Origin of the sequence: Arhodomonas sp. SL1, assembly GCF_052060015.1 — a bacterium.
Lineage (GTDB): Bacteria > Pseudomonadota > Gammaproteobacteria > Nitrococcales > Nitrococcaceae > Arhodomonas.
Genome location: NZ_JBPODZ010000001.1, coordinates 270,295 through 296,614 on the forward strand (window position 1 = coordinate 270,295; position 26,320 = coordinate 296,614).

Below are 26,320 nucleotides of genomic sequence, written 5' to 3' on the forward strand. Positions count from 1 at the left end.
CTATGAAAGAGGATGAGGCCAATACCTTGAAGGGACACTGGGAATCGGTATACGAGCAGCGGAGCCTGGAGGCGGTGAGCTGGTTCCAGGCCCGCCCGGAACGCTCCCTGCGGCTGATTCAGGACAGTGGCGTCCTTCCCACGGAACCGGTCATCGACGTCGGCGGTGGTGCCTCCCGGCTCGTGGATTGCCTGTTGGAGGCGGGATACGAGGCCGTGACGGTGCTGGATATTGCCGCGGGTGCCCTGGAGGCGGCGCGGCAACGCCTGGGTGCGCCTGCCGATGCGGTGCAGTGGCTGGAAGCGGATGTGACCACCGCTACCCTGCCGGAGAAGGCATGGGTCGTCTGGCATGATCGCGCGGTATTCCATTTCCTCACTGATGCCGCGGATCGTGCGGCCTATCTCGAGAATCTGGCACGGGGGCTGCGGCCGGGCGGGCGAGCCATTATCGCGACCTTCGCCGAGGAGGGGCCCGACCGGTGCAGCGGGCTGCCGGTGGTACGCTACAGCCCCGAGTCGCTGGAGCGCACGCTCGGCGCTGCATTCCGGTTGGAGCATCACGAGCTGGAGGATCACTACACGCCGGGCGGCGCGTTGCAGCGCTTTCTCTATTGCCGCTTCCGGGCGGCAGAGTAGGGGATCCACGCCGCGGGGTGCCGACGCTGAAACCACCGACGAGGAGCAGAATGGATAACGAGTCGAAGCCGCCCATTCTTGAACACAAGCATTACGATCAGCCTTCGGTGTTCCTGCCCGAGAGCATGTTGCGGGAGAGCCGGCGCCAGTTGGGGCGCAGCGATGATCCCGTGCCCGCGGTCTGCGTGCTCGACCCGGACGGCGACATCGTCCGCCGGGCCCGTGCCGAGGGGCACGCGGAGCGCCACCCCGGCTGGGCCTGCTACCACACGGAGCTGTGGGTGATGGAGGTCGAGGGCCTGCGCCTGGGTGTGGTGGCGTGTGCCGTTGGTGCTCCCTTCGCGGTGGTAGTCGCCGAGCAACTCTTCGTCTCCGGCTGCAGCCTGCTGATCAGCGTCACCTCCGCCGGCCAGATCAGCGCTGTGTGCGAGCCGCCATACTTCGTGTTGATCGAACGGGCCCTGCGTGATGAGGGGACGAGCTATCACTACCTGCCATCGGGGCGCTGGAGTGAAGCCCCGGAGGATGTCCTGTCCGTTCTCTCGAGGGGTCTGGACGATGCCCCCGTTCCCGTTGTCCGCGGGGCGAGCTGGACCACCGACGCCCCCTATCGGGAGACCGCCGAGGCGGTGGCCGTCATGCAGGAGGAAGGCATCCTCGCGGTGGAGATGGAGGCGGCGGCGCTGTATGCCTTCGCTCGCTCGCGCGAGCGACGTGTGGTCTGCCTCGCGCAGGTCACCAACCAGATGGGGCAGGACGAGGGGGATTTCGAGAAGGGCATCGATGATGGCACCCGCGATGCCCTTGCGGTCATAGGGGCGGTCGTGCGCGCCCTTGGCCGATAGGGCAAGGGCGCCCCTGCCGCGGAGGAAGGCCGCTGAATGTCCGGCATGTGGCCCCCTTCCTCGCAAGGCCGGCTGCCGCAGATGAGAGAATGACCGTTTTGAAACAAACAAGGGAGACGCGAATCCAGTGTCTGAAAACAAAGACCATTCCGCGCTGAAGGATATCCGCAAGATGGGCCGCGAGGAGCTGCGCGCCTACTACGACCAGTGGGCCGAGTCCTATGACAAAACCCTGCAGTCCTGGGACTACCAGGCACCGAAGCAGGCGGCGTCGATGCTGAGACCCCTTATCCCAGGCGAAGCCACGATGTTCGATGCGGGGTGTGGCACCGGCCTGAGTGGCCAGGCCTTGCGCGACGCGGGCTACAGCGGACGCATCGACGGCAGCGACCTCTCGCCCGAGTCCGTCGAGTTGGCCAGAAAGCGCGAAATCTACGACACCGTAGAGGTCATAGATCTGGATAGGCACCCATTGCCCGTGGCCAGCGATCTCTATGATGCGACCCTATCCATCGGGGTCCTGACATATATCCAGGATCTGACAGGCCTGCTGTCCGAGTTCTGCCGTGTTACGCGCCCGGGCGGTTACGTGCTCTTCACCCATCGTGACGATCTGGTGGCCGAGCAGGACTTCTTCACGCTGACCGAGGACCTGGTGGAAAAGGGCCTCTGGGAGAAAGTGGAGGTCACGGATCCCCAGCCCTATCTGCCGGGGCATCCGGACTACGCCGACGACATCGGCATCATCTATTTCCTTTTCCGGGTGCGCTGATTCAAGATCCGGTGGGCGACCAAGGTGCGGGGAGAGGGAATATGCGCTGGATCCTGGGGTTTGCTCTGGCGGCCCTGTTGACCTCCCCCGCTGGAGGAGCCGGGCCATCGTATTCCGTCACGGAGCTGGGCGGCATCGGCGGGCTGAGCCGTTCGGTGGTGGCGCGGGACGTCAATGACCACGGCCAGGTGGTGGGGGATATCCGTGCCCGTCTCGGGGATCGAGGCTTTCTCTGGGATCCGGACAATGGCTGGGTCGGCATCGGGGACGAACGAACCCCGACCAGCACCGCCCAGGGCCTGAATAATGCCGCGTCCGTGGTGGGCGGCAGCCGTTTCGGCCGGGCCTTCGATCCGGATCACGCCTTCCTGTGGACTCAGGCCGAGGGCATGAGCGGCCTCAGTGGTCTGCTGCCCCGGGAGTCCGGCTTCTCCCGGGCCCGGGATATCAACAATCACGGCATGGTGGTGGGCAGCTACTACGCCGAAGACGGCGAGCGGGCCTTCCGATGGTCCCCCAGCGAAGGGCTGGGCGGTCTGGGCGACGGTGTCGACGGCATGCCCGGCCGGGCCTTCGCCATCAACGATGCGGGGACGGTGGCCGGGACGGTACACGGTGACACCCGGTCCCGGGCCTTCGTGTGGACCGATACGGCGGGGGCGCGGTTTGCCCCGGACGGCGAGAGCGTGGCCTACGGTATCGGCCCCTCCGGGCGGGTGGTGGGGGCGATCATCGCGGATGGCCATCGGGAGGCAATGCGGTGGGATCCCAGCACCGGTGTCCGTGGCCTCGGGCAGCTCGTGGCCGGGGCGGGATTCTCCGAGGCCCGGGATATCAACGGCGACGGCGTGATCGTCGGCCGGGCCGTCGGTAGAGAGGGGATGACCGCCTTCGTGTGGACCGAGGCGAGGGGAATCCGCCCCCTGGAGGCCCTGGTGGAGCCGGTAGACGACGGGCAGGACCCACTGCGGCTGTTCTCGGCGGTGGCGATCAGCGAGGCCGGGCATATCGCGGCGTATGGGCGCTATGCCGGCGAGCGGGCCCTGCGCAGTTTCTTGCTTCAGCCCAGGGGCGCCGCCCGATCCCAGGACAGCAGCGGTGATGGTGCGGGGGCCCTACAGTAGCCCCCGCGGGATGGTTTCGTTCCAGATCCGGTTGAACACCCGCCGCCGGCCCTCCCAGGCGTCCAGGGTGGCGTGGACGTAGAAGTTCTCGGCATCGCAGCTGAGCAGGGTCCGGGTCTCGGTGCGGACCTGCCAGTCGCCACGCGCGAGGCTGCGGACCGTCACCACCTCCCCGTCCGGTGAGGTGAAATCGTGGCCGCGGGTGCGGTACCACTCCTCGGCGTGCTTTGTGAGCGTTAAATCGATGTCGCTGAGGTACTTCCGACCCTCGTCGGCGATGACGTGGAGGGTGGACTCCTCGCGCTTGAGGTCGTGATTGACGAACCAGTTGTCCTCGCCGCTGTCCAGGGTCACCAGATGCGGCGGTTCCGCCGCCTCGGCCTCATGGAAGTTCACGTCATGGGGCGCCACGTCGGGGGCGGGCTCATGCACGGGCAACAGTAGCCGGCTGCGGATGGCCCAAACGCTGAGGTGCACCGGCTCCGGCGGCGCCCAGGCCAGGGGCCAGTAGGAGGTGGACAGGGCCAGGCGCAGGCGGTGGCCGCGGGCGAAGCGGTGGGCGCAGCCGTTCAGTGATATCCGAACCCGGTAGCGGCGCCCGGGCTCCAGGGGCTCCGGATGGCTGTGGCTGTCCCGGTGGCAGAGGTTCAGCAGCCCGTAGGTCACCCGCGTGGCCTTGTCGTCCGGGGCGATGTCGGAGAGCCGCAGGGCTACCATGGCCACCGGCCGGTCGCTGGCGAGTTCCAGCTCCACCTCGGGGGCGCCGAGGATTTCCAGGGTCGACTCTATCGGTTGGGTGTCGAAGACCAGGGAGCCGCCATCCTCCTCGCGCTGGTCGTAGGGGTGGTCCGGGGCCGCGCCGTAGGAGCACCACTTGCCGCCGAAAAGGCCTACCCGCAGGGGTGACTGAATGGTCACCGGATCCCCCTCGTGGCAGCGCTCATCCATCTCCTCGTGGGGGGCGATCAGGGCCTTGGCCGGTGACAGCCGCCACGGGCGCCGGGTGACGTTGGGCGAGGGCCATTCGGCCTCTGCCACCCAGCGGCCGGGGCGGTGGTCGTAGCCGGGGCGCGGTTCCACGCCGGACTGCATCCATACCCGCAGGGCCGGCTCCCGGTCCGCGCCGGTGTCCTCGCCCTTGAGCCAGTGGTCCCACCAGCGCAGGCACTCCTGGAGGAAGCCGATCTCCGGGCCAGGGCGCCCCTCGTGGGGGTACATATGGCTCCACGGGCCGATCAGTCCCTTCACCGGGGCCCGCAGGTTCTCCACCAGTCGGAAGACCGGGTTCGAGTAGCCGTCCGCCCAGCCGCTGACGCTGAGCACCGGGACCTGGATCGCGCCGTAGTCCTCGCAGACCGAGGCGTGGCGCCAGTAGTCGTCCCGGTGGGGGTGGCGCATCCACTCCGCCACCCACAGGCCACTGCCCTCCAGGCGTTGATGCCACATCTCCCGCCAGCGATCGCCCACCACCGCCGGATCCGGGGGCATGCTGTTGTAGGCGAACATGGTGGCGGCCCAGGAGAGGTTGTCGTTGAGCAGGCAGCCGCCCATGTAGTGGACGTCGTCGGCGTAGCGGTCGTCACTGGCGCAGACGGCGATCACCGCCCCGAGCTGGGGCGGTCGGCGGGCGGCGAGTTGGAGGCCGTTGAAGCCGCCCCAGGAGATGCCGATCATGCCCACTCGACCGTCACACCAGGGTTGATCGGCGATCCAGGCGAGGATGTCCCCTCCGTCTATGAGCTCCTGCTCCAGGTATTCATCGCGGAGCACGCCATCGGAGTCGCCGCTGCCACGCATGTCCACCCGCAGGCAGGCGTAGCCGTGGGCGGCGAAGTAGCCGTGCATGCGCTCGTCGCGCTCGCGTTTGGCGTCACGCCGGCGATAGGGAATGTATTCCAGGATGGCCGGCACCGGGGCCCGTTCCGCACCCTCCGGCAGCCATAGCCGGGCGGCGAGCCGGGCGCCGTCGCCCATGGGGATCCAGAGCGTTTCGTGGCGCTGCACGCGGCAGGGCAGCTCCCGGGCGATTCTCATGCGACCATCTCCCCCTCGATCTTGAGGTGTAGTACCCCCCGAATGGCGTCCCGCTCCCGCGGCACGATGGTCGGACCGTCGGCGCCGATCCAGGCGGCGGCGAGCTCGAAGCGCTCCCTCATGCAGTATCCTCCCTGTGCCCGTCATCGAACAGATAGGGCACCGTGGGGTGACGCGCAAGTGTCCATCCGTGCCGTGGAACACGGTGACGACGGGCGTGTCGCAGCGGGTGTCGGCCCGTGCAGGCGAGGATTCAACCGGAACAGGGAGGAAGGGCGTGCCCCGTCGGTTATGGCTGGTCTTGGTATTCCTGGTAACGGTGCTCGGTCTGGCCGCGCTCTGGCAATACCTGGCGCTCAATGACTGGATCACCACCGCCATGATCCGGGAGTGGGTGATGCGGGTCGCGGCCCTGGGCGAATGGGAATGGATGCCGGTGGTGCTGATGGCGGCCTATGTGCTGGCCTCCCTGGTGGTGTTCCCGTTAAGCATCCTGGTGGCCGTTACCGGTTTGCTTTACGGCAGCGTCAGCGGCTCGCTCTACGCCCTGGTCGGGACCTTGCTCGCGGCGGCGGTCACCTATTGGCTGGGCCGGCTGATCGGCCGGGAGGCGGTGGTCCGCCACGGGGGCAGGCGGTTGAATACCCTCGCCCGGGCCCTGTCGGCGCGGGGGGTGCGGACGATGATCGTGGTCTCGCTGCTGCCGCTGGCGCCGTTCACCGTGACCAATCTGGTGGCCGGGGCCTTTCACCTGCGTTTTCGGGACTACATGCTGGGCACGCTGATCGGCATCCTCCCGGGATTGCTGGCGATGACGGTGCTGGGCAGTCAGCTCGCCACACTCCTGACTGCGGAGAGCCTGGATACCGTGGCCTGGGCCCTGGCGGGCATGATGGCAGTGGTGGTGGTGATCGGCGTGCTACGGATGCTCGCGGCGCGAAAGGAACGCAGGGCCACCCAAGCGGATGGCCCTGCGGGAGAGGAGGATTAGTCCCGAAGCACCATGAACAGGGCGCTGTCGCCCCGGCGGACCCGGAGTAGCAACTGGCTCTGCCCCTGGGCGATGCCCTCGAGGTCGGCGACCGAGCGTACCGGCCGGCGGTTCACCGAGGTGATTACATCACCCTCACGGAGCCCCCGCGCGGCCGGGGAGTCCGGGCTCACACCAGTGACCAGGACGCCTTCCACCTCGCCGTGGAGGGGGGAGCGCTCATCGAGCTCGGCGAGCTCCACACCGGCGAGGGGCCCCTCGGAGAGCCCGCCGGTGGCGGCGGTCTCTTCGCTGCGTTCACCCACGCGGGCCTCGATGGTGCGTTCCTCCCCGTCGCGGACGATGGTCAGCTCCACCGTGTCGCCGATTTGATGCAACCCGATGACCTTCGCGAGCTCGGCGGCCCCGTCGATGGCCTCGCCGTCCACAGCGGTGACCACGTCCCCCTCCTGGAGGCCGGCCTCCTCGGCGGCGGAATCGGGCTGGACCTGGGCGATCAGGGCACCCTGGCGATCGTCCATGCCCATGGCCTCGGCGATCTCCGGGGTGAGGTCCTGGACGCGCACGCCGAGCACCCCGCGGCGCACCTCGCCATGCTCGATGAGCTGGTCCATGATCTGTTTGGCCATGTTAACGGGTACGGCGAAGCCGATACCGATGTTCCCGCCGCTGCGCGACAGGATGGCCGTGTTGATACCCACCAGCTCACCACGAAGGTTCACGAGGGCGCCGCCGGAGTTGCCCGGGTTGATGGAGGCGTCGGTCTGGATGAAGTCCTGGATCCGGGCCCGGGCGGCCTGTCCGGAGAGACTGCGACCGAGGCCGCTGACGATGCCGCTGGTCACCGTGTGCTCAAGGCCGAAGGGATTGCCCACGGCCACCACGTAGTCCCCCGGCCGCAGGGTAGAGGAGTCCCCGATGGTGACCTGGGTGAGGTTATCCGCCTCGATCTGGATCACGGCGATGTCGGTCTCCGGGTCCGAGCCGATGACCTCTGCGGTGAACTGGCGGTTGTCGTTGGTGCCGACGGTGATCTCATCGGCCTTATCGATGACGTGGTGGTTGGTGAGGATGTAGCCCTCATCGGCGTCGACGATCACACCGGAGCCCAGGGAACGCACCTCGCGCTCGCGGCGCGGCATCATGTCCTCGTCGAAGAAGCGCTTGAAGAACGGGTGCTCCATGAGCGGGTTCTGCTGGGCCTCCACGGTGCCTCGGGTGGAGATGTTCACCACCGCCGGGGAGACCTCTTCGACCAGTGGTGCCAGCGAGGGCATCCCGTTGTCGTCGCCGGCGTCCGGCAGGGCGCTCAGCGCCGGTTGCGCGGTGGCGAAGGTGAGCCCGACTGCCAGGGTCGTTAGCAGCGTTTTCAGTGGTTTCATGGACAACCCTCTCGTGGTTGATGGAAAGATCGGTTCAGCATGTAGGCTGACTGGTGCACCCGGCGATTGGTTCCTGGAGGTGTCATCCCTGCCGATGCCCGCTACCATGCAGGGTGTTGCGGATCGATATAGGTTACTGACGAGGTATTGCATGGCTAACGATGCGAACGCGGCGCTCATCGCCCGTGATCTGGAGCACTTGGTCCATCCATTGCAGAGCCGCGCCGGGCATTCCGGTGGTCGCGTGTGGGTGCGTGGCGAGGGGCCGTGGCTGGAGGATGCCGACGGCAACCGGTTCTTCGATGGCCTCTCCGGGCTCTGGAACGTAAACGCCGGTCACGGCCGGAGGGAGCTGGTGGATGCTGCGGCCGCACAGATGGGTCAGCTGGCCTATGCCTCTGGCTACTCCGGCAGCACCAACGAGCGTGCCATCGAGCTCGCAGAGCGGCTGGCGGGCATCACCCCCGAGGGAATCAACCGCTTCTTCTTCACCTCCGGCGGCGGCGAGGCCAGTGACAGCAACTTCAAGATGGCCCGCTCCTACTGGAAGCTCAAGGGTCATCCGGGCAAGACCAAGGTGATCGCGCGCCAATGGGGGTATCACGGGGTGACCCTGGCGGCCATGTCCGCCACCGGCATGGCGCCGTACTGGCCACTGTTCGAGCCCCGAGTGCCGGGGTTCGTCCACATCCCCTCACCGTACCCCTATCGCTACGAGGCCCCGGCGGGGGGCTCCCCCGGCATCGCCGCGGCCAATGAGCTGGAGGAGGCCATCCTGCGCGAGGGGCCGGAGACGGTGGCCATGTTCATCGCCGAGCCGGTGCAGGGCGCTGGCGGCGTGATCGTGCCGCCGGATGACTACTTCCCGCGGATCCGCGAGATCTGCGACAAGTACGACGTCCTGCTGGTCGCCGACGAGGTGATCACCGGATTCGGTCGTACCGGGCGGATGTTCGGCCTGGAGCATTGGGGGGTGAAGCCCGATCTGATCCAGTTCGCTAAGGCCATCACCTCGGGGTATTTCCCACTGGGCGGTATCGGCATCAGCGACGAGATTGCCGCGACCCTCGATCAGGCGGAAACGCCCTGGATGCATGCGTATACCTACAGCGGCCACCCCGTCGGCTGTGCCGTGGCCCTGGCGATGCTGGATGTCATTGAGACGGAGGATTTCCCCGGCCAGGCGGCGCGCAAGGGCCAGCGCCTGCTCGAGGGCCTGCGCGAGGCAGTGGGCGGTCATCCCAATGTCGGCGACGTCCGCGGCCTGGGTATGATGGCGGCGGTGGAGATGGTCCGTGACCGGGCCACCAAGGCGGAGTTCGACGCCTCGGAGAAGGTCGGCCCGCAGGTGCTCAAGGCGCTGATGGAGCGCGGCGTGTTCACCCGCGTGCGTGGCGACGTCCTCTGCCTCGCACCGCCCATCATCACCGAGGACGCCGACATCGACCGCCTGGTGGCGAACGTCCGCGAGGCCGTCACCGAGGTGCTGGGAACCGGCTGAGGGGTTGCAAAGGACGGCCGGCGCCCTTACCTCCGGGGATTGTCCGAAGCAGAACGAAACCCGGGAGGTCCCATGGCGGAACCGGTTCTCCTGATTACTGGCGCATCCAGCGGCATCGGCGCCGAGACGGCGCGGCAAGCCGTCGCGGATGGCTACCGTCTGGTACTGGCCGCGCGTCGACGTGAGCGCCTGGAGGCACTCGCCGAGGAGCTCGGCGGGCCGGAGCGGGTGCACACGGTGCGCTGTGACGTCACCGACGAGTCCGATCAGCAGGCCATGGTTGCCGCGGCCATGGAGCGGTTCGGGCGCATCGACGCGGTCTTCGCCAACGCCGGGATGAAGGGCAGCCCCGGAGGCTTCAGCGGCGCTGACACCAGTGTCTGGCGGGAGATGATCCTCACCAATGTCTACGGCGTGGGGCTGACCCTGCGACATACCCTCGCCGCGCTGCGCGAAAGCCGGGGCCACTTGCTCATCACCGGCTCGGCGGCCGGTCGGGCGACCATCCCCGGTTCCATGTACAGCGCCAGCAAGTGGGCGGTGAGCGCCATCGGCTACGGGGTGCGCGAGGAGCTCCGGGGCAGCGGCGTCCGGGTGACCCTCATCGAGCCCGGCATGGTGGACACGGAGTTCTTCGACGAGCCCCCGGAGCAGGCCCTTGCGTCGACGGACGTGGCCGGCGCGGTGGTCTACGCCCTGCGCCAGCCCCGGCATGTGGATGTCAACGAGATCCTGGTGCGGCCCACGCCGCCGGAGGAGCGCGACTGATGAGTGACTCCACACGCAAGGCCCTGGCGGAGGTCCCGCTGTCGGTGCTGGACCTGGCAACGGTGCCCCAGGGGTCGGCTCCGGCCGAGGCCTTCCGGCGCAGCGCGGCCGTGGCCCGCCGGGTGGAGGGATTGGGCTTCCAGCGCTTCTGGATCGCCGAGCACCACAACCTAGACGGCATCGCCAGCGCGGCCACCGCGGTGCTCATCGGCCACGTGGCCGGTAACACCGAGCGGATCCGGGTGGGCGCCGGTGGCATCATGCTGCCCAACCATGCGCCGCTGGCGGTGGCCGAGCAGTTCGGTACCCTGGAGGCCCTGTATCCCGGGCGCATCGATCTTGGGCTGGGGCGCGCACCGGGTACGGACGGCGAAACCGCCCGGGCCCTGCGGGCACGCTTTGGTCCCCATGAGCCGGAGTTCGACGCGCTCCTCGAAGAGCTTCGATACTACCTGGCGCCGGCGGAGCCGGGCCAGCGGGTGCGGGCGGTGCCGGGGGCGGGTAGCGAGGTGCCCCTGTGGTTGCTGGGCTCGGGGCATTACAGTGCCCAGCTCGCCGCCCATCTGGGGCTGCCCTTCGCCTTCGCCAGCCATTTCGCGCCGCAGAACCTGCACGATGCGCTGGCCCTGTACCGGCATCACTTCCGGCCCTCGAGGTGGCTGGAGCGGCCGTATGCGATGGTGGGCGTGAATGTCGTCGCCGCGGATAGCCAGGAACGTGCCGAGTACCTGGCCACCTCGCTGCAGCAGCGTTTCCTGCGGATGATCCGTAATCGCCGCGGACCACTGGACCCGCCGGTGGAGTCCATGGACGTGCTCTGGGACCGCCGAGAGGCGGCGATGGTCCGTGCCCAGCTAAGCGCCTCGGCCATCGGCGATGGGGAGACGGTGCGTGATCGCCTGCAGGCGCTGATCGACGAGACCGGTGCCGACGAGCTCATCGTGAACTGCGATACTTTTGCCCTGGAGGACCGGCTCCGCGCCTTCGAGGTCCTCGCCGATGCGTGGCGGGGCGAGGTGGGGGAACCCGCTGCGGACGGCGTCGGGGGTTGACGCCTGGCCGGAACCGGGCGCAGAATACGCGCCTCACGACATAGCGCCTGTAGCTCAACTGGATAGAGCACCTGACTACGGATCAGGAGGTTGGGGGTTCGAATCCTCCCGGGCGCGCCAGATGACGGGGCTTCCAGCGATGGGAGCCCCTTCTTTTCGCCTCCTCGACTCGCATGGCCCATCCCGCGCAATCCGTCCGGGTTGCTTGCTTCGTCTCTGCGGCCCATAGTTTGGCGTAACGGTAACGCCCGCGCTGAGCGGCCATCCCCATCGAGGCGCTTCATGGCCCGAAAGACCGTATTCGTGATCGGGGCCGATGAGCCGAACCTGGAACGTTTGCGGCGGCTGCCGCAGGGCGCGGGATGTGATTTTGTCTCGGCGCTGGATCTGCACGAGATCCGTGGGGTGGAGACCTTTGACGTTGCCACCCTCACGGAGCGGGTCGCGCGCCGGATCACGGAGTACGAAGGTTCGGTGGACGGTGTCGTCGCCTTCTTCGACTTTCCTGCCTCCACCATCTTGCCGGTCATCGCGGCACGCAACGGGCTGCCCGGGCCCAGTCTGGAGAGTGTGCTCAAGTGCGAGCACAAGTACTGGAGTCGTCTGGAGCAACGGGAGGTTGCCGCCGATCACGTCCCGCCGTTTCGGGCCTTCGATCCCTGCGCCGAGACGGAGTCGCGGGATATGCCGCTGCCGCCGCCGTTTTGGATTAAGCCGGTAAAGTCCTTCCGCTCGCACCTCGGTTTTCTGATCAATGATCAACGAGAGTTCCGTTTCTGCAGTGAGCGCATCTGTAGGGAAATCGACTACGTGGTGGCACCGTTCCGGGAGATGATGCGCGCCCACGCAATGCCGGGTGAGATCGTCGATATGCGGGAGACGTGTCTGGCGGAGAACCTGATCGGCGGCGCCCAGTGCACGCTCGAGGGGTATGTATTCCAGGGGGAAGTGGTCGCCTACGGGATCGTCGATTCGGTGCGCTCGAACAACCGCTCGTCTTTCAGTCGTTACCAGTACCCCTCGGCGTTGCCGCAAACGGTGCAGCACCGGATGGCGGATGTGGCCCGGCGGGTCATTCAGCGGATCGGCCTCAACAACGCGTGTTTTGATGTCGAGTTCTTCTGGGATCAGGCCACGGACAAGATCTGGCTGCTGGAGATCAACCCGCGCCTCTCCCAGTCCCATGGGGAGATATTCGAGCTGGTCCACGGCGTGCCCCATCTGGCCCACATGGTGGATATCGCCCTCGGCCGCCGGCCACAGCCGTTGCCGGCGCAGGGAGCGTATCGGCTGGCCGCGAACTGCCACCTACGGGCGTTCGAGGACAGCCGGGTGCAGCGTGTGCCGGGTGCAGATGAGCTACATCGCATCAGCGAGGATATCCCCGGTGTGACGGTTGAGCTTCACGTCACGGAGGGGCAGACCCTGTCGGAGCTCCCCGATCAGGACAGCTACAGCTTCGAGATCGCCAACATCACCGTTGGCGCTGGCGATGAACAGGAGCTTCTGGAGAAGTATCAGCGGGCGGTGGAGCAGATGGGTCTGGAGCTTCAGCCCTTGCGCACCAATGCCCTGGTGGCCGACGGCACCCCGGGCTCGGTACCCGCCGCATCGTTGCACGGGGATGATTGCAACCGGTAAGCGGAGCGGGCGGGTCGTTCCGCAGGCACCTAGGGTACGATAGTGGCCGTCCTGGGCGGGATTGGTGACCTTGATTCCGTTCCTGAGCTACCTTTACCGGTAAGTCGGCGATCCGCTCTCCGCCTGGGATAGGGAAAACCGATGGCCTACCAATCGGTGCTCCCACCGCAACACGGAGATGCAGTCATCGACATCACGGTCGTTTTGGGTGATCCGGATCTGCCCTACAGCTACAACCCGAGCAATCGCTTCGAGCCCCAGGATCATCTCGCCGTGCGGCGGCTGAAGGAGGCACTGTCCACGCTCGGCGAGCACCGTTTCCGGTTTCTCGAAGATCACTCCCGCCTCTGGGAGAGCCTTGATGAGGGGCATCCGGCGCTGGTGCTCAATTTCTGCAACACCGGCTATCGCAATAAGCCCAGCCATCAGCACCATATCGCTTCCATGCTGGAGATGCTCGAGCTGCCCTATGCCGGTGCCGCGCCGGAGACCATGGTGCTGTGCCATCACAAGTTCCTGGTGAGTACCCTGGCCGCCGACCTGGGCGTTCCGGTACCGCGACAGATGCTGGTGGACAGCGGGGATGCGGATGGCCCCTTGCCGGAGGACTACCCGGTCTTCATCAAGGCGAACGGCGGCGATGGCAGCATCGGGATCGGGCCGAACTCCGTGGTCCACGGTCCGGAGGAAACCAGGCGCTGTCTGAGCGAGTTGCACGCGTTGCTGCCCGGCCAGTTCGCGTTGATCCAGGACTACCTGCCGGGCCCGGAATACAGCATCGGGGTATTCGGTAACGCACAGGCGGGGTTCACCGCGCTACCTCCTTTGCAGATCGATTTCTCGGCCCTCGCGAGCGACCTACCCCCGATCATGACCTACGACTCCAAGGTGAATCCGGACTCGCCGTACTGGCAGAAGGTCCGCTTTCAGCCAACCGAATCCGAGGATGCGCGGCGGCGAATGACCGATGCTGCTACCCGCCTGTTCGAGCGGCTGGGGTGTCGCGATTATGCGCGTATGGACTTCCGTGCGGACGCGGCCGGCGTGCCGCGGCTCATCGACGTCAACGCCCATCCCATGTGGGGCGAGGGGGGGATGCTGGCCACCATGACGGGCTACCAGGGCCGCAGTTATCCGCAGATGCTCGAATCCATCATCGAGGCGGCCCGCGCCCGATCCGGGCTCACGCGGTAGCCGACCGCGGCGCGTGCAACGTGGATCGCTGGCGGCACGCCTCGGCAAAGGCTTCAAAGAGCTTCCTGGAGTAGGGGTCCTCCGCGGCCCGCCACTCGGGATGCCACTGCACGCTAACTGCGAACGCGGGTGCGTCGGCGACGCGTGCGCCCTCGATCAACCCGTCCTCGGCCCAGGCCTCTGCGACCAGCCGGGGAGCGAGCCGATCGATCCCCTGCCAATGTAGCGAATTGACGGACAACCGCTCACAGCCGAAGAGGCTCGCAAGGAAACCACCCGGCGCCAGGTGGACGGTGTGGGCCGCTCCGTATCGCTCCTCCTCCGGCAGGGAGGTATCCTCACGATGGTCGGTTTTATCGGGGAGCTCGTGGACGAATTGATGCAGGCTGCCGCCCAGTGCCACGTTGAGCTCTTGATGACCCCGGCAGATCGCGAGCACAGGCACGCCGAGCGCCACCGCCGCCCGCAACAGGGGTAGCGTCGTCGCGTCCCGGTAGGGATCCAGTCCTTCCGGCACCTGCCGGCTCGACTCGCCCTCGTAGTGCACGGGCTCCACCCCGGTGGGGCTGCCCGTGGCGACGATACCGTCGAGCCTGGCAAGCAGGGCGTGGATGTCGAGCTCGCCACCGAGCGCGGGGATGGTGACCGGCACGCAGTCCGCCGCCTGCGCCACGGCCTCGACGTACTTGTGGGCCACGCAGTGACTGCCGACGCCGGCGACGGTCTTGTAGCAAGCGGTGACACCGACAACGGGACGCATGGCCGAGCCTCCTGACTATCCCTTAATCTACACTGAGTATACGCCGGTGCCGCCGAGATCCGCGCCTGCAGAATTACGGGCGGATCGCAATCCGGCGAACCGTGTCGTCGACGAAGTCCGCGTACTGCGCGAAGTTGGCCTCGAACATGCTTGCCAACTCCCGTGCCTTGGCATCGTAGGCGGTGCCGTCCTGCCAGGCATTGCGCGGGATGAGCACGTCGTCGGGGACGCCATTGCAGGTGAGCGGCACCTGTAGGCCGAAAAACGGGTCGGGGATGAATTCTCCCTGGTCCAGGCTGCCGTCCAGGATGGCGTGAATCATGGCGCGGGTATGCTTGATGGGCATGCGCTCGCCGGTGCCGTAAGGGCCGCCCGACCAGCCGGTATTGACGAGCCAGCAACTGGCGGCGTGTTGGTTCATCTGCTCGCGCAACAGGTTGGCATACACCGTGGGGTGGCGTGGCATGAACGGCGCGCCGAAGCAGGTGGAGAAGGTCGCTTGCGGCTCTTTGACGCCCCTTTCGGTGCCGGCCACGCGGGCGGTGTAACCCGATAAGAAATGGTACATCGCCTGTTCGGGGGTGAGCCTTGCCACCGGAGGCAGCACGCCGAACGCGTCGCAAGTGAGCATAATGATGTTGTTGGGATGGGGCGCGGTGCCGCTCTCCGAGGCGTTGGGAATGAAATCCAGCGGATACGACGCCCGGGTGTTCTCGGTCAGCGAGCCATCGTCGAGATCCACGGCGCGGCTGTCCATGTCCATCATGACGTTCTCCATGATGGTGCCGAACCGCTGGGTGGTGGCGTAGATCTCCGGCTCGGCCTCGGCGGAGAGCTTGATGACCTTGGCGTAGCAGCCGCCCTCGAAATTGAACAGCCCGTTGGCGCCCCAGCCGTGCTCGTCATCGCCGACCAGGGTGCGCCGGGCATCCGCCGACAGGGTCGTCTTGCCGGTGCCGGACAGGCCGAAGAACACCGCGCTATCGCCCGCGGGGCCGACATTCACCGAGCAGTGCATCGGCAGGACATCATGGCCGGGGAGCACGTAGTTGAGCACCGAGAAGATCGATTTCTTGATCTCGCCGGCGTAGGAGGTGCCGCCGATCAGCACCAGCTTCTTCTTGAAGCTGATCAGTATGCACACCTCCGAGTTGGTGCCTTCGCGCTCGGGGTCGGCGTGAAACCGTGGGGCATGGATTACGGTAAAGCCGGGCTGGAAGTCGCGTAGCTCTTGGGGGTTGGGCTGAATGAACATGTTGCGGGCGAATAGGCTGTGCCAGGCGTTCTCCGTGATCACCCGTACCGGCAGGCGCAGCTCCCGATCGGCGCCGGCGTGGCAATCCTGGACGTAGACCTCGCGCTCTTGCAGGTGGTTGAGCAGCCGCTGGTGCACGGCATCGAACTGTGCCTCAGCGATCGGCCTGTTGACATCGCCCCAGGCAACGGTGTCGTGAGAGAGCTCGTCATCGACGATGAACTTGTCGTTCGGGGACCGGCCGGTGTGGTGGCCGGTGCGCGCAATCAGTGCACCATCTGCGCAGAGGTGGGCTTCGTGGCGGCGAATCGCCTCTTCGACCAAATGCGGCGCGGCGTAATTCCAGCGCACCATGTCGAGGTTCTTGAAACCCTGTTCCTCGAGGCCGTAACGACTGATAACGGGTCCGACTTGTTCCACAATAAAGCTCCCTCAACGATCCATCGATTACCGGCCGGTGTCTGATCGTGGCCATTCTCGCCACCGCGACCGCCGGGTCGTACATACCGAGCCGATGCGGCGATCCGCTCCGACGTGGACGCCCGCACGGGTCTTGCGAAGCGCGACGGTGAGGCGGCGGGGGCATAGGTGCCCCGGCAAGGGCGCCGATTCCGGCGCCAGGCCGTCCAGCGGTCCGAATCTCAGATTCGTTATTATGACTTTGGAGTCTGGCGAGCCCAGGCGTAGGGGTCAAGCGGCAGGAGGCCTGCGCTCGACGGCAGTAGCGAGAAGGTCAACGTTGGACGCCATCGACGGGCACCGCATTGCCCTTAAGGGCCCGTCACCACCCCGATCGGTGGGGGTTCGCATCCGTGAACGTGGCCTTTCTCAACGGCCGACGCCGTGATAGCGCCGGGCGAGCTCGGCGCGGCTGCGTACCGCTAGCTTGCGATAGGCGCGACGGCGAAGGGTATCGGCGGTAGCCGGGCTCATGGTGGCCTCAGCCGCCGCGCTCTTCAGGGTGTGGCCCTGCAGCAGCAGACGGCAGAGCTCGTGTTCCCGGGGAGAGAGGACGGCAAGATGGGTTTCGTCCCTCGCCGCCCGGCCCCGTTCGTCGCGCAGGCTATGGTGACGGCGTATCAGGCTGGCTAGCAGCGGGGCCAGGGTGGACACTCGCGCCACCTCCGAGTCCGTGAAAACCCCGGCCTCGCGACCGCGATAGAGGTTGACGTAGTAGCCCACCCCATCGCCGGCGAAGCGTACGGATAGCTTGTCCACCAAGGCCGGGCGGGCGAAGAATGCCTCCCTGTACGCCGCGGGCATCGCCTCGGCGGGCATGGGTTCCGGGCGCGCGGTGGCGGCGTCGCCGGCGAGCAGGGCCTGAACGCGCGGATAGTTCGGGTCGTTGCGGAATTGGCCGCGGACGTAGCGGTCGGCCAAGTGTCGCGCCGTCTCCGGTAGGCGTGGATTGGCGTAGAGCAGGCAGTCCATGCGCTCGCCGTCGCGGTAGGCGAAGACCATGCACTGCTCGATGCCCAGCTCCTTCTGCAGGAGGGTGAACAGCTGCTCGTCGAAGGCGGGCCGGCCTAGCACGTCGACGCAGGCGCCGGCCTGATCGAGAACGGGGTTGTCCAAGTCAGTGTCATGCATTTTACGGGACAGCCAGCACGGCGAGGATGCCCTTAGGATATCAGCGGAACACCACACCCAGGGGAGGAGCGCCATGCGACCGGTCGGACGTGGCGATTACGAGTCGCTGTATTTCGATTATCCTACCTACCCGTTCGTGCGCCCGCCGGAGCTCGACGGCGAGCGCCCACGCCACGCAGTGGCCATCGTTGGTGCCGGGCCGGTGGGGGTGACTGCGGCGCTGGAGCTCGCCCGCCAGGGCATTCCCAGCGTCGTCCTCGACGACAAGGACACCGTCAACGACGGTTCCCGGGCCATCTGTATCTCCCGGCACAGCCTCGAGATCCTCCAGCAGTTGGGGGTTTCCGAGCGCTTCACCGAAAAGGCCCTGGGTTGGCGCTATGGGCGGACGTATTTCGGCGATCAGCAGATCTTCCGCCTGGAGATGCCTCATAGTGAGCACGAGCGCTTCCTGCCCATGTACAACCTCCAGCAGCAGTATATCGAGCGCTTCCTCATCGAGCGCGCGCAGGAGACGGGGCGGGTGGAGATGCGTTGGCAGAGCCGGGTCACCGACGTGGAGGGCCGGGACGATGGGGTGGCCCTGGATGTCGACACCCCCCAAGGACCGTACCGCCTGGAAGCCGGCTACCTGCTCGCCGCGGACGGTGCCCGCAGCGTGGTGCGTCGCGCCTTGGGCCTGAGTCTCCACGGTGAGGCCTATGAGGGGCGCTACGTGATCGCCGACGTGCAGATGGACTCCGACTTCCCCACCGAGCGCCGTGCGTTCTTCAGCCCACCGGCGCTGCCGGATTCCACCGTGCTGGTGCACAAACAGCCGGACAGCATCTGGCGCATCGACTACCAGCTCCGACCCGGCGAGGACCCGGACGAGGCCGTGCGTGAGGACAATATCCGCGCCCGCGTCGGGGCGATCATCGACATGCTCGGGGAGGCCAGCGATTGGGAGCTGGAGTGGTGGAGCCTGTACAAGGCCTACACCCTGGCCCTGGACGATTACCGCCACGGCCGGGTGCTGTTCCTCGGCGACGCGGCCCATCTGGTGCCCATCTTCGGGGTGCGGGGGCTGAACAACGGCTTCGCCGACGCCATGGACGCCGGTTGGAAGCTGGCCTGGGTGCTCCACGGCTGGGCGGGGGACGCCCTGCTGGACAGCTACACCCCCGAGCGCCGCGGCGCGACCCTGGACGTGTTCCGCAACGCCGGCAAGAGCACCCGTTTCATGACCCCGCCGAGCCGGGGCTACCGATTGATGCGGGATGCCGCGCTGTCGTTGTCCCTGCGTTGCGACTACGCCAGCGGCTTCGCCAACCCGCGCCAGGTCACGCCCTACACCTACGCGGAGAGCCCGCTGACCACCCGTCAGTCGGACGACGACGAGTTCGCCGCCGGGCCCATCCCCGGGGCGCCGCTGTTCAACCGCCGCCTCGGCGAGGGGGATTACCTGCTCGATCACCTGGGGACGGGCTTCAACGGCCTGTATTTCACCGGCGACGGCTCCGTCCCGGAGGCCCATCGTGAGGCCCTGGCGGGGCTGGCAGCGGGGCCCATGCCGGTGCATTGCCTGGTCATCGCCGCTGCGCCGGTGGCCGGCGAGCCGCCGGGGACGGTCCTCGACGACCCCGACGGCGTGGTGCGGGACGCCTACGGCGCCACCGACGGGAGTTTCTACTTGGTGCGGCCGGACCGGCATGTGGCCTCGCGTTGGCGCCGGCTGGATTCCGCCGCTCTGCGCGAGGCCCTGGATACGGCCGGAGGGGGAGGACAGTGATGGCACAGCAGGAGACGGGGGCGTTGCCCTTTGACGAGCTGGAGACCGCCTACGAGCGGATCGCCGAGACCATTGATGCCCTGCCCGAGGAGCGGGAGCGGCTGTTCCTCGCCAAGCTCGCCCTGGCCCTGGCTCACCGGGTGGGCGACGGCGAGGCGGTGCGGGCAGCGATCAGCGAGGCCGCCCGCGACCTGGGGGCCTGAGGGGCCGGCTCAGCCGGTCCCCGTGCCTGCGGTGTCCTGTTCCTCGGTGGGCTCCAGGCGCACCGCCGAGTACTTGAAGGCGGGGATCTTGCCGTAGGGGTCCAGGGCGGCGCCGGTCAACGTGTTCACCCCGGCCTCGCGGAAGTGCATGGGGATGAACACTGAACCCGGCGCCACTCGGTCGGCGACTCGGACGCGGAGCATGATGGACCCCCGGCGCGAGATGACCCGGGCATAGCCGCCGTCGGTGAGCCCCCAGGCGCCGGCGTCGTCCGGGTGGACCTCCACGAAGGCCTCCGGGGCGATCTCGTCCAGGGCCTTGGAGCGCCGGGTCATCACCCCGGTGTGCCAGTGCTCGAGCAACCGCCCGGAGTTGAGCACCACCGGATACTCGTCACTGACCCGGTCCACCGGGTCGCTGACCTCCGCCGGCACGAACCGGGCCCGGCCCCGCGGGAAGGTCTCGGCGAACATCACCCGCGTGCCCTCGCCGGCCGGGTCCGGGCAGGGGTACCACCGGCCGTAGTCGCCGAGCACCTGGTAGGAGAGGTTGGTGTAGGAGGGCGAGCAGGCGACGATCTCGTCGAAGATCTCCGCCGGGGAATCGTAGCCCATGGGATAGCCCATGCGGGTGGCGATCTCGCAGACGATCTCCCAGTCCTGGCGCGCCCCGCCGGGCAGGGAGCGCGCGGCGCGGCCGATCTGCACCCGCCGGTCGGTGTTGGTGTAGGTGCCGGTCTTCTCCATGAACGAGCTCGCCGGCAGGATCACATCGGCGAACTCCGCCGTCTCGGTGAGGAAGATGTCCTGCACCGCGAGGAACTCCAGTCGCGACAGCGCCTCCCGGACCTTGTCCGTGTCCGGGTCGGAGAGGAAGGGGTTTTCCCCCATGCAGTACATGCCCTTGATCTCGCCCTCCAGGGCGGCGTGGGTGATCTCCACCACGGTGAGCCCGGGCTTGCGCGACAGCGGCACGCCCCAGAGGCGCTCGAAGCGCGCCGCCGCCTGCTCATCACCCACCGGCTTGTAGTCCGGGTAGAACATGGGGATGAGGCCCACGTCGGAGGCGCCCTGGACGTTGTTCTGCCCGCGCAGGGGATGCAAACCGGTGCCGGTGCGGCCGACGTTACCGGTGAGCAGGGCCAGGGCGATGAGGCAGCGGGAGTTGTCCGTGCCGAAGGTGTGCTGGGAGATGCCCATGCCCCAGAAGATCATGGCGGCGTCGGCGCCGCCGAAGCTGCGGGCGAAGCGCACGATCTCCTCGGCGGGGACCCCGGTGTAGCGCGCCGCCACCTCCGGGGGGTAATGGGCGACGGTCTCGCGCAGGGCATCGAAGCCCTCGGTGCGCTGATCGATGTAGTCCCGGTCGACCAGGCCCTCCTCGATGAGGACGTGCATCATGCCGTTGAACAGCGCCACGTCGCTGCCGGGCTTGATCTGGAGGTACTGCTCGGCATAGTCGGCGATGTCCGGGCGGCGGACGTTGGCCACCAGTAAGCGGGTGCCGTTGGTGGCGGCCTCCTTCATGAAGGTCGCCGCCACCGGATGATTGGCCGTGGGATTGCAGCCAACGATCAGCGCCGCCGATGCATTCTCGATGTCGCGGACGACGTTGGTCACCGCCCCGGAGCCGATCCCCTCGATCAGCGCGGCGACACTCGAGGCATGGCACAGGCGGGTGCAGTGATCCACGTTGTTGGTGCCGAACACCGCCCGCACCAGCTTCTGCACCAGGTAGGCCTCCTCGTTGGAGCCCTTGGCGGAGCCGAAGCCGCAGAGCGCATCGCCGCCGTGGCGATCACGGATGGCGCCGAGCCCCTCGGCCACCCGCTCCAGGGCCTCCTCCCAGCTCGCCTCCCGGAAGTGGGGCAGGACCTCGTCGTAGTCGACGATGCCGCCGGGCTTGCGTGGGCCGCTGCTGCCGGCGCGGGAGAAGCCGGACAGCGGCCCCTTGGGGTAGCTCCCCTCGCGGCGGATCAGTGGGCGGGTGAGCCGCTGGGGGTGCATGGCGTAGTCGAAGCCGTATCGGCCCTTTACGCAAAGCCGACCGTCATTGGCGGAACCGGGCCGGCCCCGGGTGTAGAGGATGCCCTCATCGGCCTGGTCGACCAAGTAGGTCAGCGCGCAGCCGACCCCGCAGTAGGGGCAGATGGAGTCCACCTCGCGTACCGGTGTCGGGGTGCGGCCCCCGTCGGTGTCCCTGGCTGGTAGTGTCTTCATGATTCCGCGGCCTCCGTCACCCGCAGACCGGCCACGGCCTTGTTGGTCAGCGCCCCGGTGGGGCAGACGGCCATGCACTCGCCGCAGGAGACGCAAGTGCTCGCGCCCATGGGCGCGTCCAGGTCGAAGGCGATGCGGGTGGCGTAGCCCTTGCCGGTGCGGGTGATGACGTCGTTGTGCTGGAGCTCGTCGCAGGCGCGCACGCAGCGGTCGCAGAGGATGCAGGCCTGGTGGTCGACGGCGATCACCGGCGAGGAGTCGTCGCCGCCCCGCGGATGGCCCGCGCCCCCGTCCGGGAAGGGGACCTCCCGGATGCCGAGTGCCCGGGCCAGGGCGAGGAGCTCGTCGTCGCCGGTGCTCGCCTCCCGGGCGCTCTCGTCGGGCTGCTCGCAGAGCAGCAGCTCGGTGAGCGTGCGCCGATGCTCGATCACCTCCGGCGTGGCGGTCTGCACGGTCATGTCGTCCTCGCATTCGCGTACGCAGGACGCGGCCAGGGTTCGGGCGCCGGTGTCCACCACGCACATCCGGCATACGCCCACCGGGCGCATTCGGGTGCTGTGGCAGAGCACGGGGATGTCGACCCCCGCCTGCCGCGCCGCCTCCCAGATGGTGGTGCCGGCGGGCACGCTGAGCGACTGCCCGTCGATGGTGAGCGTCACCGTGGTGCTCGCCTCACTCATGATCTGCCTCCGTCTCGCCGTTTAATGCCCGCACCGCCGGCTCATCCGGGAACTGGCGGAACACGCTCATCAGCGGCCCCAGGGCCACCTGGCCGAGCCCGCAGATGGAGGTCTTGGCCAGGGTCCGGTCCAGGCGCTGGAGCAGTGCCTGGGTATCGCCCCCGTTGCCGCCCTGCTCGACGATCTCCACGGCCTTCTCGGTACCAATGCGACAGGGCACGCACTTGCCGCAGGACTCGTTGCGGAAGAACCGTGCCTGGCTGAGGCCGAGTTCCAGCATGTCCCGCCCCTCGCCGATGAGCACCAGGGCCGCGGTGCCCATGGCGCTGCCGGCCTCGGCGAGGGCGTCGAAGTCCACCGGGGTCTCGGCGAGGCGGGCCGGCAGGAAGTTGGTGGAGGCCCCGCCCGGGGAGAAGGCCTTGAGCGCCCGGCCGTCGGCCATGCCGCCGGCACGCTCGAGCACCTCGGCGACGCTGCTGCCCCAGGGGATGCAGTAGACCCCCGGACGGGCCACGTCCCCGGAGACGCAGACGTACTTGAGCCCCTTGTGCTCACCGCGCCCCTCGGCGGCCCACCACTGCGTCCCCCGGGCCAGGATCGTCGGCACTGCGGTGAAGGTCTCCACGTTGTTCATCAGCGTGGGCCGGTCCCACAGGCCGACGTTGGTGGGGAACGGCGGCTTGTTGCGGGGCTCGCCGCGGCGGTCCTCCAGGGCCTCCAGCAGGGCCGTCTCCTCGCCGAGGATATAGCCCCCGGGGGAGAGGAAGATCTCCAGTTCGAAGGCGAAGCCGGAGCCGAGGCAATCGTCGCCGAGGACACCACGGCGGTAGGCCGCATCGATGGCCTGCTGCAGGACCTCCCCTTCCGGATGGTATTCGTGGCGCAGGTAGATGATGCCGTGGTGGGCACCGATCACCCAGCCGCCGAGGACCATGGCCTCGATGAGCAGGTGGGGGAGGGCGCTGAGCAGGTCGCGGTCCTTGAAGGTGCCGGGCTCGCTCTCGTCGGCGTTGCAGACCACGTACTTCGGCTCGCCGGCCGCCCGGCGGGTGAAGTCCCACTTGGCGCCGGTGGGGAAGGCGGCGCCGCCGAGGCCGCGCAGGCCGGAGTCCTTGAGGGCGGTGACGACCTCGTCGCGGGCGGTCTTGGGGTCGTCGCGGCGCAGGTACCGGGCGAGGGTGGCGTAGTGGCGGTCCGCCTCCGGGTAGGGGTCGGTGGGCCAGGGACCATCGGCGGTTACTGACCCATGGGTGGGCGGGGAGGCGCCGCCGGTGGCGTATTCGCGGAGCGCCTCGGGGACGCCGGAGACGGGCGTTTCATCGACCAGGGCCGCCGGCGCCTGATCGCAGCGGCCGATGCAGGAGACCTCCTCGACCTGTGCCCCGTCGACGTCGGCCAGGGCCTCGCGCACCCGCTGGCAGTGGTCCGCGCCGCCGCGCATTCGGCAGACGATGTCGCGGCAAACCTGCACCCGGGGCCGGGCCGCCGGCGTGTCGGTAAACACGGGATAGAAGCTGCGCAGGCCCTCGAGCCGGTACAGCGGCACCGCGAGCTCCCGCGACAGTCCCTCCAGGGCCGCGTCGGTCACCGCGCCCTCCCGGGACTGGATCTCCATCATCCGCCGCAGCAGCCTCATGATCCGGGCGCCCCCGGGTGCACTGCGGTTGCACGCGGCGGATAACGCCGGCGTTCCTCCTCGCTCATGACAGCCCTTCTCCTTAATCCCTCGCCGGGATGATAGCCCCTCGCCACCGGCTCGTCGCCACCACCGGCTTCCGGTACCATTCCCATCGAATCTAGGCCGGCCGCGGCGGCGGCAATATCGTGATTCCGAAGCCGCCTGGCCCGTCATCGACACGCTCACCGACACCCGGGGAGGGACGCTATGGAAACCGGACCGCCCGCGCTGTTCAGCCTGGACGCGGACCGCGCCTACGCGGAGACGGTGGCCACCGTCCTGGGCACGGGATTGACCCCCCACGAGGAGCGGGATTTCGAGGACGGCGAGCACAAGATCCGGCCACTTGCCGAGGTGGGCGGGCGCGACTGCTACGTAGTGCAGTCGCTCTACAGCGACCAGGGGCTCGGCGTCAACGACCGGCTGGTGCGCCTGCTCTTCCTGCTCGGTGCCCTGCGTGACGCCGGCGCCGTCCGGCTCACCGCGGTGATCCCCTATCTCGCCTATGCCCGCAAGGACCGGCGTACCAAGGCCCGCGATCCGGTGGCGACCCGCTATCTCGCCCAGCTGATCGAGGCGAGCGGTGTCGATCGGGTGGTGGTAATGGACGTGCACAATCCCGCTGCCTACGAGAACGCCTTCCGCGTCCCGGCGGTGCATCTGGAGGCGGCGCCGCTGTTCGTCGATGCGCTGGCCGAGGGTGGCCTCAGCGGTGAGGCCGTGGTGGTCTCGCCGGATACCGGCGGCTATAAGCGGGCCGAGGCCTTCCGCGAGCGCCTGGACGCCCGTCTGGGTGGGCGCTCGCCCATGGCCTTCGTGGAGAAGAAGCGCAGCGCCGGCGTGGTCTCCGGCGAGGCCATCGTCGGGGAGATCGCCGGGCGGCACGCGCTAATCGTCGACGATCTGGTGAGCAGCGGCGGTACCCTCCGCCGCGCCGCCGATGCCTGCCGTGCCGCCGGCGCGGCCTCCGTCTCCGCGGTGGCCACTCACGGCCTGTTCACCGGGGACGCGGACGGGGTGCTGACGGAGGCCGGTTTCGATCGCTTCCTGGTGGCGGACACCATTCCACCGTTCCGCTTGAGCGCCCGTGTGCGGGAGCGACTGGTCACGGTGGTGGAGACAGCGCCCTTCGTGGCGGAGGCCATCCGCCGACTCCACGAGGGGAGCTCGCTGGGGGCGCTGCAAGGTGCCCGCGAGGATGATCAGGCCAGGTAGCCCCCCGCGAGTTCCACGTACCCGCGGGCCCGTCCGGTCCATTTGTCTCGATCCGCGGCTGGATCGCGGTCGAGGTGCCAGACCGCGAGCTTGGCCCAGAGTAGCGCGCGCCGTGCCATGAACAACCGGTACAGGACCTCCGGCGCTTCGTCGCCGCTACGATCGGCGTAGCACCGGCGCAGGCGCTCGCCCGCCCAGGCGGCGCCGAGGCGCGCGCACTCCATGGCGAGGAAGCCCAGCTCGTCGGCCACGTCCAGCAGCCGCATCCGTCGGTTGAACTCCAAGCAGTCGATGGCCACCGGCCGCGGCAGCAGGTACACATGCTCGGGCCGGAGGTCGCCGTGGCCCTCCACCACGAAGCCCTGCCGCACCCGTTGTGACAGTATCGATGCCTGGTCGTCGATCAGTCCGAGCAGGTCACGGCGAAGTCCCCGCAGGTGGCCGCGTTCCAGGGCGTAGTCACCGGTGAGAAGGTGTTCGGCGTCACGGTCCACGTCCGCGCGCAGATCGGCGATATAGGCTTGCGGGGCCAGGGGCTCGCCGGGTAGGCCCTGGTAGAAATCGCTCAGAACCCTGGCCAGGGCGTCGATGTCCGCGTTGTCGACCCGCCCCGCGCGGAGGCGCTGCTCCAGGTTCGCCTGCCGTGGCAGGCGCCTCATGTGCACCAGGTAATCCAGCGCCCGGGCATTGCCGTCCAGCTCCAGGCCGGCCTCCAGGGTGCCGGTGACCGCCCGCACCCCTCGATAGCACTGGGGTGCCAGCCGGCGGTTCAGTCGTACCTCTTCCTCGCACTGGTGCTGCCTCGCCTCCAGGCTGCCGTAGTCCAAGTAGTCGTAGCGTAGCGCCTTCTTGAGCTTGAATACCCAGCTCGGCGTGAGCAGGACCCAGGACAGATGGGTCTCGGTGATCTCCACCGGCTGTTCCAAGGGGGAGGGGCGGCGGGCGAGGGCGCTGACCAGCCGCCGCTGGCCCGCCCGCTGGGTCTCGAGGTCGGTTTGCGGCATGC

At 68.0% G+C, this 26,320-nt stretch carries 23 protein-coding genes and 1 tRNA gene; 14 read left to right on the forward strand and 10 right to left on the reverse strand.

The window, feature by feature from the left end:
- Window positions 1-2 precede the first annotated feature (2 nt).
- The 4 genes from ACQ754_RS01285 to ACQ754_RS01300 all read left to right on the forward strand — a co-directional run bounded on the left by ACQ754_RS01285 (window position 3) and on the right by ACQ754_RS01300 (window position 3,379).
- Window positions 3-638 (forward strand): class I SAM-dependent methyltransferase, encoded by a 636-nt coding sequence (locus ACQ754_RS01285; RefSeq protein ID WP_440995171.1) that lies wholly within the window; start codon window positions 3-5, stop codon window positions 636-638.
- A gap of 50 nt (window positions 639-688) precedes the next feature.
- Complete coding sequence (locus ACQ754_RS01290; RefSeq protein WP_440995172.1) at window positions 689-1,483, forward strand: nucleoside phosphorylase; 795 nt, start codon at window positions 689-691, stop codon at window positions 1,481-1,483.
- A 127-nt stretch (window positions 1,484-1,610) separates the two neighbouring features.
- The gene (locus ACQ754_RS01295) at window positions 1,611-2,255 is read left to right on the forward strand and encodes a class I SAM-dependent DNA methyltransferase (protein ID WP_440995173.1); all 645 of its coding nucleotides are present in this window, start codon (window positions 1,611-1,613) and stop codon (window positions 2,253-2,255) included.
- Window positions 2,256-2,296: 41 nt separating this feature from the next.
- Window positions 2,297-3,379, forward strand: coding sequence for a hypothetical protein (locus ACQ754_RS01300; protein ID WP_440995174.1), 1,083 nt, complete (start codon window positions 2,297-2,299; stop codon window positions 3,377-3,379).
- Here the strand turns inward: ACQ754_RS01300 and ACQ754_RS01305 are convergent.
- Together ACQ754_RS01305 and ACQ754_RS01310 are read right to left on the reverse strand one after the other, a co-directional pair.
- A complete protein-coding gene (locus tag ACQ754_RS01305; RefSeq protein WP_440995175.1) occupies window positions 3,371-5,413 on the reverse strand; it encodes a CocE/NonD family hydrolase in 2,043 nt (680 codons plus the stop codon). The genes ACQ754_RS01300 and ACQ754_RS01305 overlap by 9 nt on opposite strands.
- A complete protein-coding gene (locus ACQ754_RS01310) occupies window positions 5,410-5,535 on the reverse strand; it encodes a hypothetical protein (protein WP_440995176.1) in 126 nt (41 codons plus the stop codon). Before ACQ754_RS01310 ends, ACQ754_RS01305 begins: the two co-directional genes overlap by 4 nt.
- 155 nt (window positions 5,536-5,690) lie before the next feature.
- Between ACQ754_RS01310 and ACQ754_RS01315 the strand changes: the two genes are divergently transcribed.
- Window positions 5,691-6,404 (forward strand): TVP38/TMEM64 family protein, encoded by a 714-nt coding sequence (locus tag ACQ754_RS01315; protein WP_440995177.1) that lies wholly within the window; start codon window positions 5,691-5,693, stop codon window positions 6,402-6,404.
- On the opposite strand, the gene ACQ754_RS01320 is transcribed toward ACQ754_RS01315, so the two are convergent.
- Complete coding sequence (locus ACQ754_RS01320; protein WP_440995655.1) at window positions 6,401-7,777, reverse strand: DegQ family serine endoprotease; 1,377 nt, start codon at window positions 7,775-7,777, stop codon at window positions 6,401-6,403. The two genes, ACQ754_RS01315 and ACQ754_RS01320, sit on opposite strands and share 4 nt — an antisense overlap.
- A gap of 160 nt (window positions 7,778-7,937) precedes the next feature.
- On the opposite strand from ACQ754_RS01320, the gene ACQ754_RS01325 reads away from it, so the two are divergent.
- The 6 genes from ACQ754_RS01325 to ACQ754_RS01350 all read left to right on the forward strand — a co-directional run bounded on the left by ACQ754_RS01325 (window position 7,938) and on the right by ACQ754_RS01350 (window position 13,942).
- Window positions 7,938-9,287, forward strand: a complete 1,350-nt coding sequence (locus ACQ754_RS01325; protein WP_440995178.1) for an aminotransferase family protein — start codon at window positions 7,938-7,940, stop codon at window positions 9,285-9,287.
- A gap of 72 nt (window positions 9,288-9,359) precedes the next feature.
- Window positions 9,360-10,055 carry an SDR family oxidoreductase gene (locus tag ACQ754_RS01330; RefSeq protein ID WP_440995179.1) on the forward strand — a complete coding sequence of 232 codons (696 nt, stop codon included), beginning with the start codon at window positions 9,360-9,362 and terminating at the stop codon, window positions 10,053-10,055.
- Window positions 10,055-11,107 carry an LLM class flavin-dependent oxidoreductase gene (locus ACQ754_RS01335; RefSeq protein ID WP_440995180.1) on the forward strand — a complete coding sequence of 351 codons (1,053 nt, stop codon included), beginning with the start codon at window positions 10,055-10,057 and terminating at the stop codon, window positions 11,105-11,107. Before ACQ754_RS01330 ends, ACQ754_RS01335 begins: the two co-directional genes overlap by 1 nt.
- A gap of 43 nt (window positions 11,108-11,150) precedes the next feature.
- Window positions 11,151-11,227, forward strand: a tRNA-Arg gene (locus ACQ754_RS01340).
- Window positions 11,228-11,389: 162 nt separating this feature from the next.
- Entirely contained in the window at window positions 11,390-12,748 is a 1,359-nt protein-coding gene (locus ACQ754_RS01345) for an ATP-grasp domain-containing protein (RefSeq protein ID WP_440995181.1), read from the forward strand.
- 141 nt (window positions 12,749-12,889) lie between these two features.
- Window positions 12,890-13,942, forward strand: coding sequence for a D-alanine--D-alanine ligase family protein (locus ACQ754_RS01350; protein WP_440995182.1), 1,053 nt, complete (start codon window positions 12,890-12,892; stop codon window positions 13,940-13,942).
- Here ACQ754_RS01350 and ACQ754_RS01355 read toward each other — a convergent pair.
- The 3 genes from ACQ754_RS01355 to ACQ754_RS01365 all read right to left on the reverse strand — a co-directional run bounded on the left by ACQ754_RS01355 (window position 13,932) and on the right by ACQ754_RS01365 (window position 17,547).
- Window positions 13,932-14,702 (reverse strand): gamma-glutamyl-gamma-aminobutyrate hydrolase family protein, encoded by a 771-nt coding sequence (locus tag ACQ754_RS01355; RefSeq protein WP_440995183.1) that lies wholly within the window; start codon window positions 14,700-14,702, stop codon window positions 13,932-13,934. The two genes, ACQ754_RS01350 and ACQ754_RS01355, sit on opposite strands and share 11 nt — an antisense overlap.
- A 73-nt stretch (window positions 14,703-14,775) precedes the next feature.
- Window positions 14,776-16,377, reverse strand: coding sequence for a phosphoenolpyruvate carboxykinase (locus ACQ754_RS01360; protein ID WP_440995184.1), 1,602 nt, complete (start codon window positions 16,375-16,377; stop codon window positions 14,776-14,778).
- 408 nt (window positions 16,378-16,785) lie between these two features.
- Window positions 16,786-17,547 carry a helix-turn-helix transcriptional regulator gene (locus tag ACQ754_RS01365; RefSeq protein ID WP_440995185.1) on the reverse strand — a complete coding sequence of 254 codons (762 nt, stop codon included), beginning with the start codon at window positions 17,545-17,547 and terminating at the stop codon, window positions 16,786-16,788.
- 73 nt (window positions 17,548-17,620) lie between these two features.
- Here ACQ754_RS01365 and ACQ754_RS01370 point away from each other — a divergent pair, with 73 nt between their 5' ends.
- Both ACQ754_RS01370 and ACQ754_RS01375 read left to right on the forward strand, forming a co-directional pair.
- Entirely contained in the window at window positions 17,621-19,318 is a 1,698-nt protein-coding gene (locus ACQ754_RS01370) for an FAD-dependent monooxygenase (RefSeq protein ID WP_440995186.1), read from the forward strand.
- Window positions 19,318-19,521, forward strand: a complete 204-nt coding sequence (locus tag ACQ754_RS01375; protein WP_440995187.1) for a hypothetical protein — start codon at window positions 19,318-19,320, stop codon at window positions 19,519-19,521. Before ACQ754_RS01370 ends, ACQ754_RS01375 begins: the two co-directional genes overlap by 1 nt.
- A gap of 9 nt (window positions 19,522-19,530) precedes the next feature.
- Here the strand turns inward: ACQ754_RS01375 and fdhF are convergent, their stop codons facing one another.
- From fdhF to ACQ754_RS01390, 3 genes are read right to left on the reverse strand one after another with little or no spacing between them, the layout of a single operon-like run.
- Window positions 19,531-21,741 (reverse strand): formate dehydrogenase subunit alpha, encoded by a 2,211-nt coding sequence (fdhF, locus tag ACQ754_RS01380; RefSeq protein ID WP_440995188.1) that lies wholly within the window; start codon window positions 21,739-21,741, stop codon window positions 19,531-19,533.
- Window positions 21,738-22,421 (reverse strand): 2Fe-2S iron-sulfur cluster-binding protein, encoded by a 684-nt coding sequence (locus ACQ754_RS01385; protein ID WP_440995189.1) that lies wholly within the window; start codon window positions 22,419-22,421, stop codon window positions 21,738-21,740. The genes fdhF and ACQ754_RS01385 overlap by 4 nt, the downstream gene beginning before the upstream one ends.
- A complete protein-coding gene (locus ACQ754_RS01390) occupies window positions 22,414-24,057 on the reverse strand; it encodes an NADH-ubiquinone oxidoreductase-F iron-sulfur binding region domain-containing protein (protein WP_440995190.1) in 1,644 nt (547 codons plus the stop codon). Before ACQ754_RS01390 ends, ACQ754_RS01385 begins: the two co-directional genes overlap by 8 nt.
- A gap of 249 nt (window positions 24,058-24,306) precedes the next feature.
- Between ACQ754_RS01390 and ACQ754_RS01395 the strand changes: the two genes are divergently transcribed.
- Entirely contained in the window at window positions 24,307-25,314 is a 1,008-nt protein-coding gene (locus ACQ754_RS01395; protein ID WP_440995191.1) for a ribose-phosphate diphosphokinase, read from the forward strand.
- Here the strand turns inward: ACQ754_RS01395 and ACQ754_RS01400 are convergent.
- Window positions 25,302-26,318 (reverse strand): hypothetical protein, encoded by a 1,017-nt coding sequence (locus ACQ754_RS01400; protein ID WP_440995192.1) that lies wholly within the window; start codon window positions 26,316-26,318, stop codon window positions 25,302-25,304. The genes ACQ754_RS01395 and ACQ754_RS01400 overlap by 13 nt on opposite strands.
- Window positions 26,319-26,320: the final 2 nt, after the last annotated feature.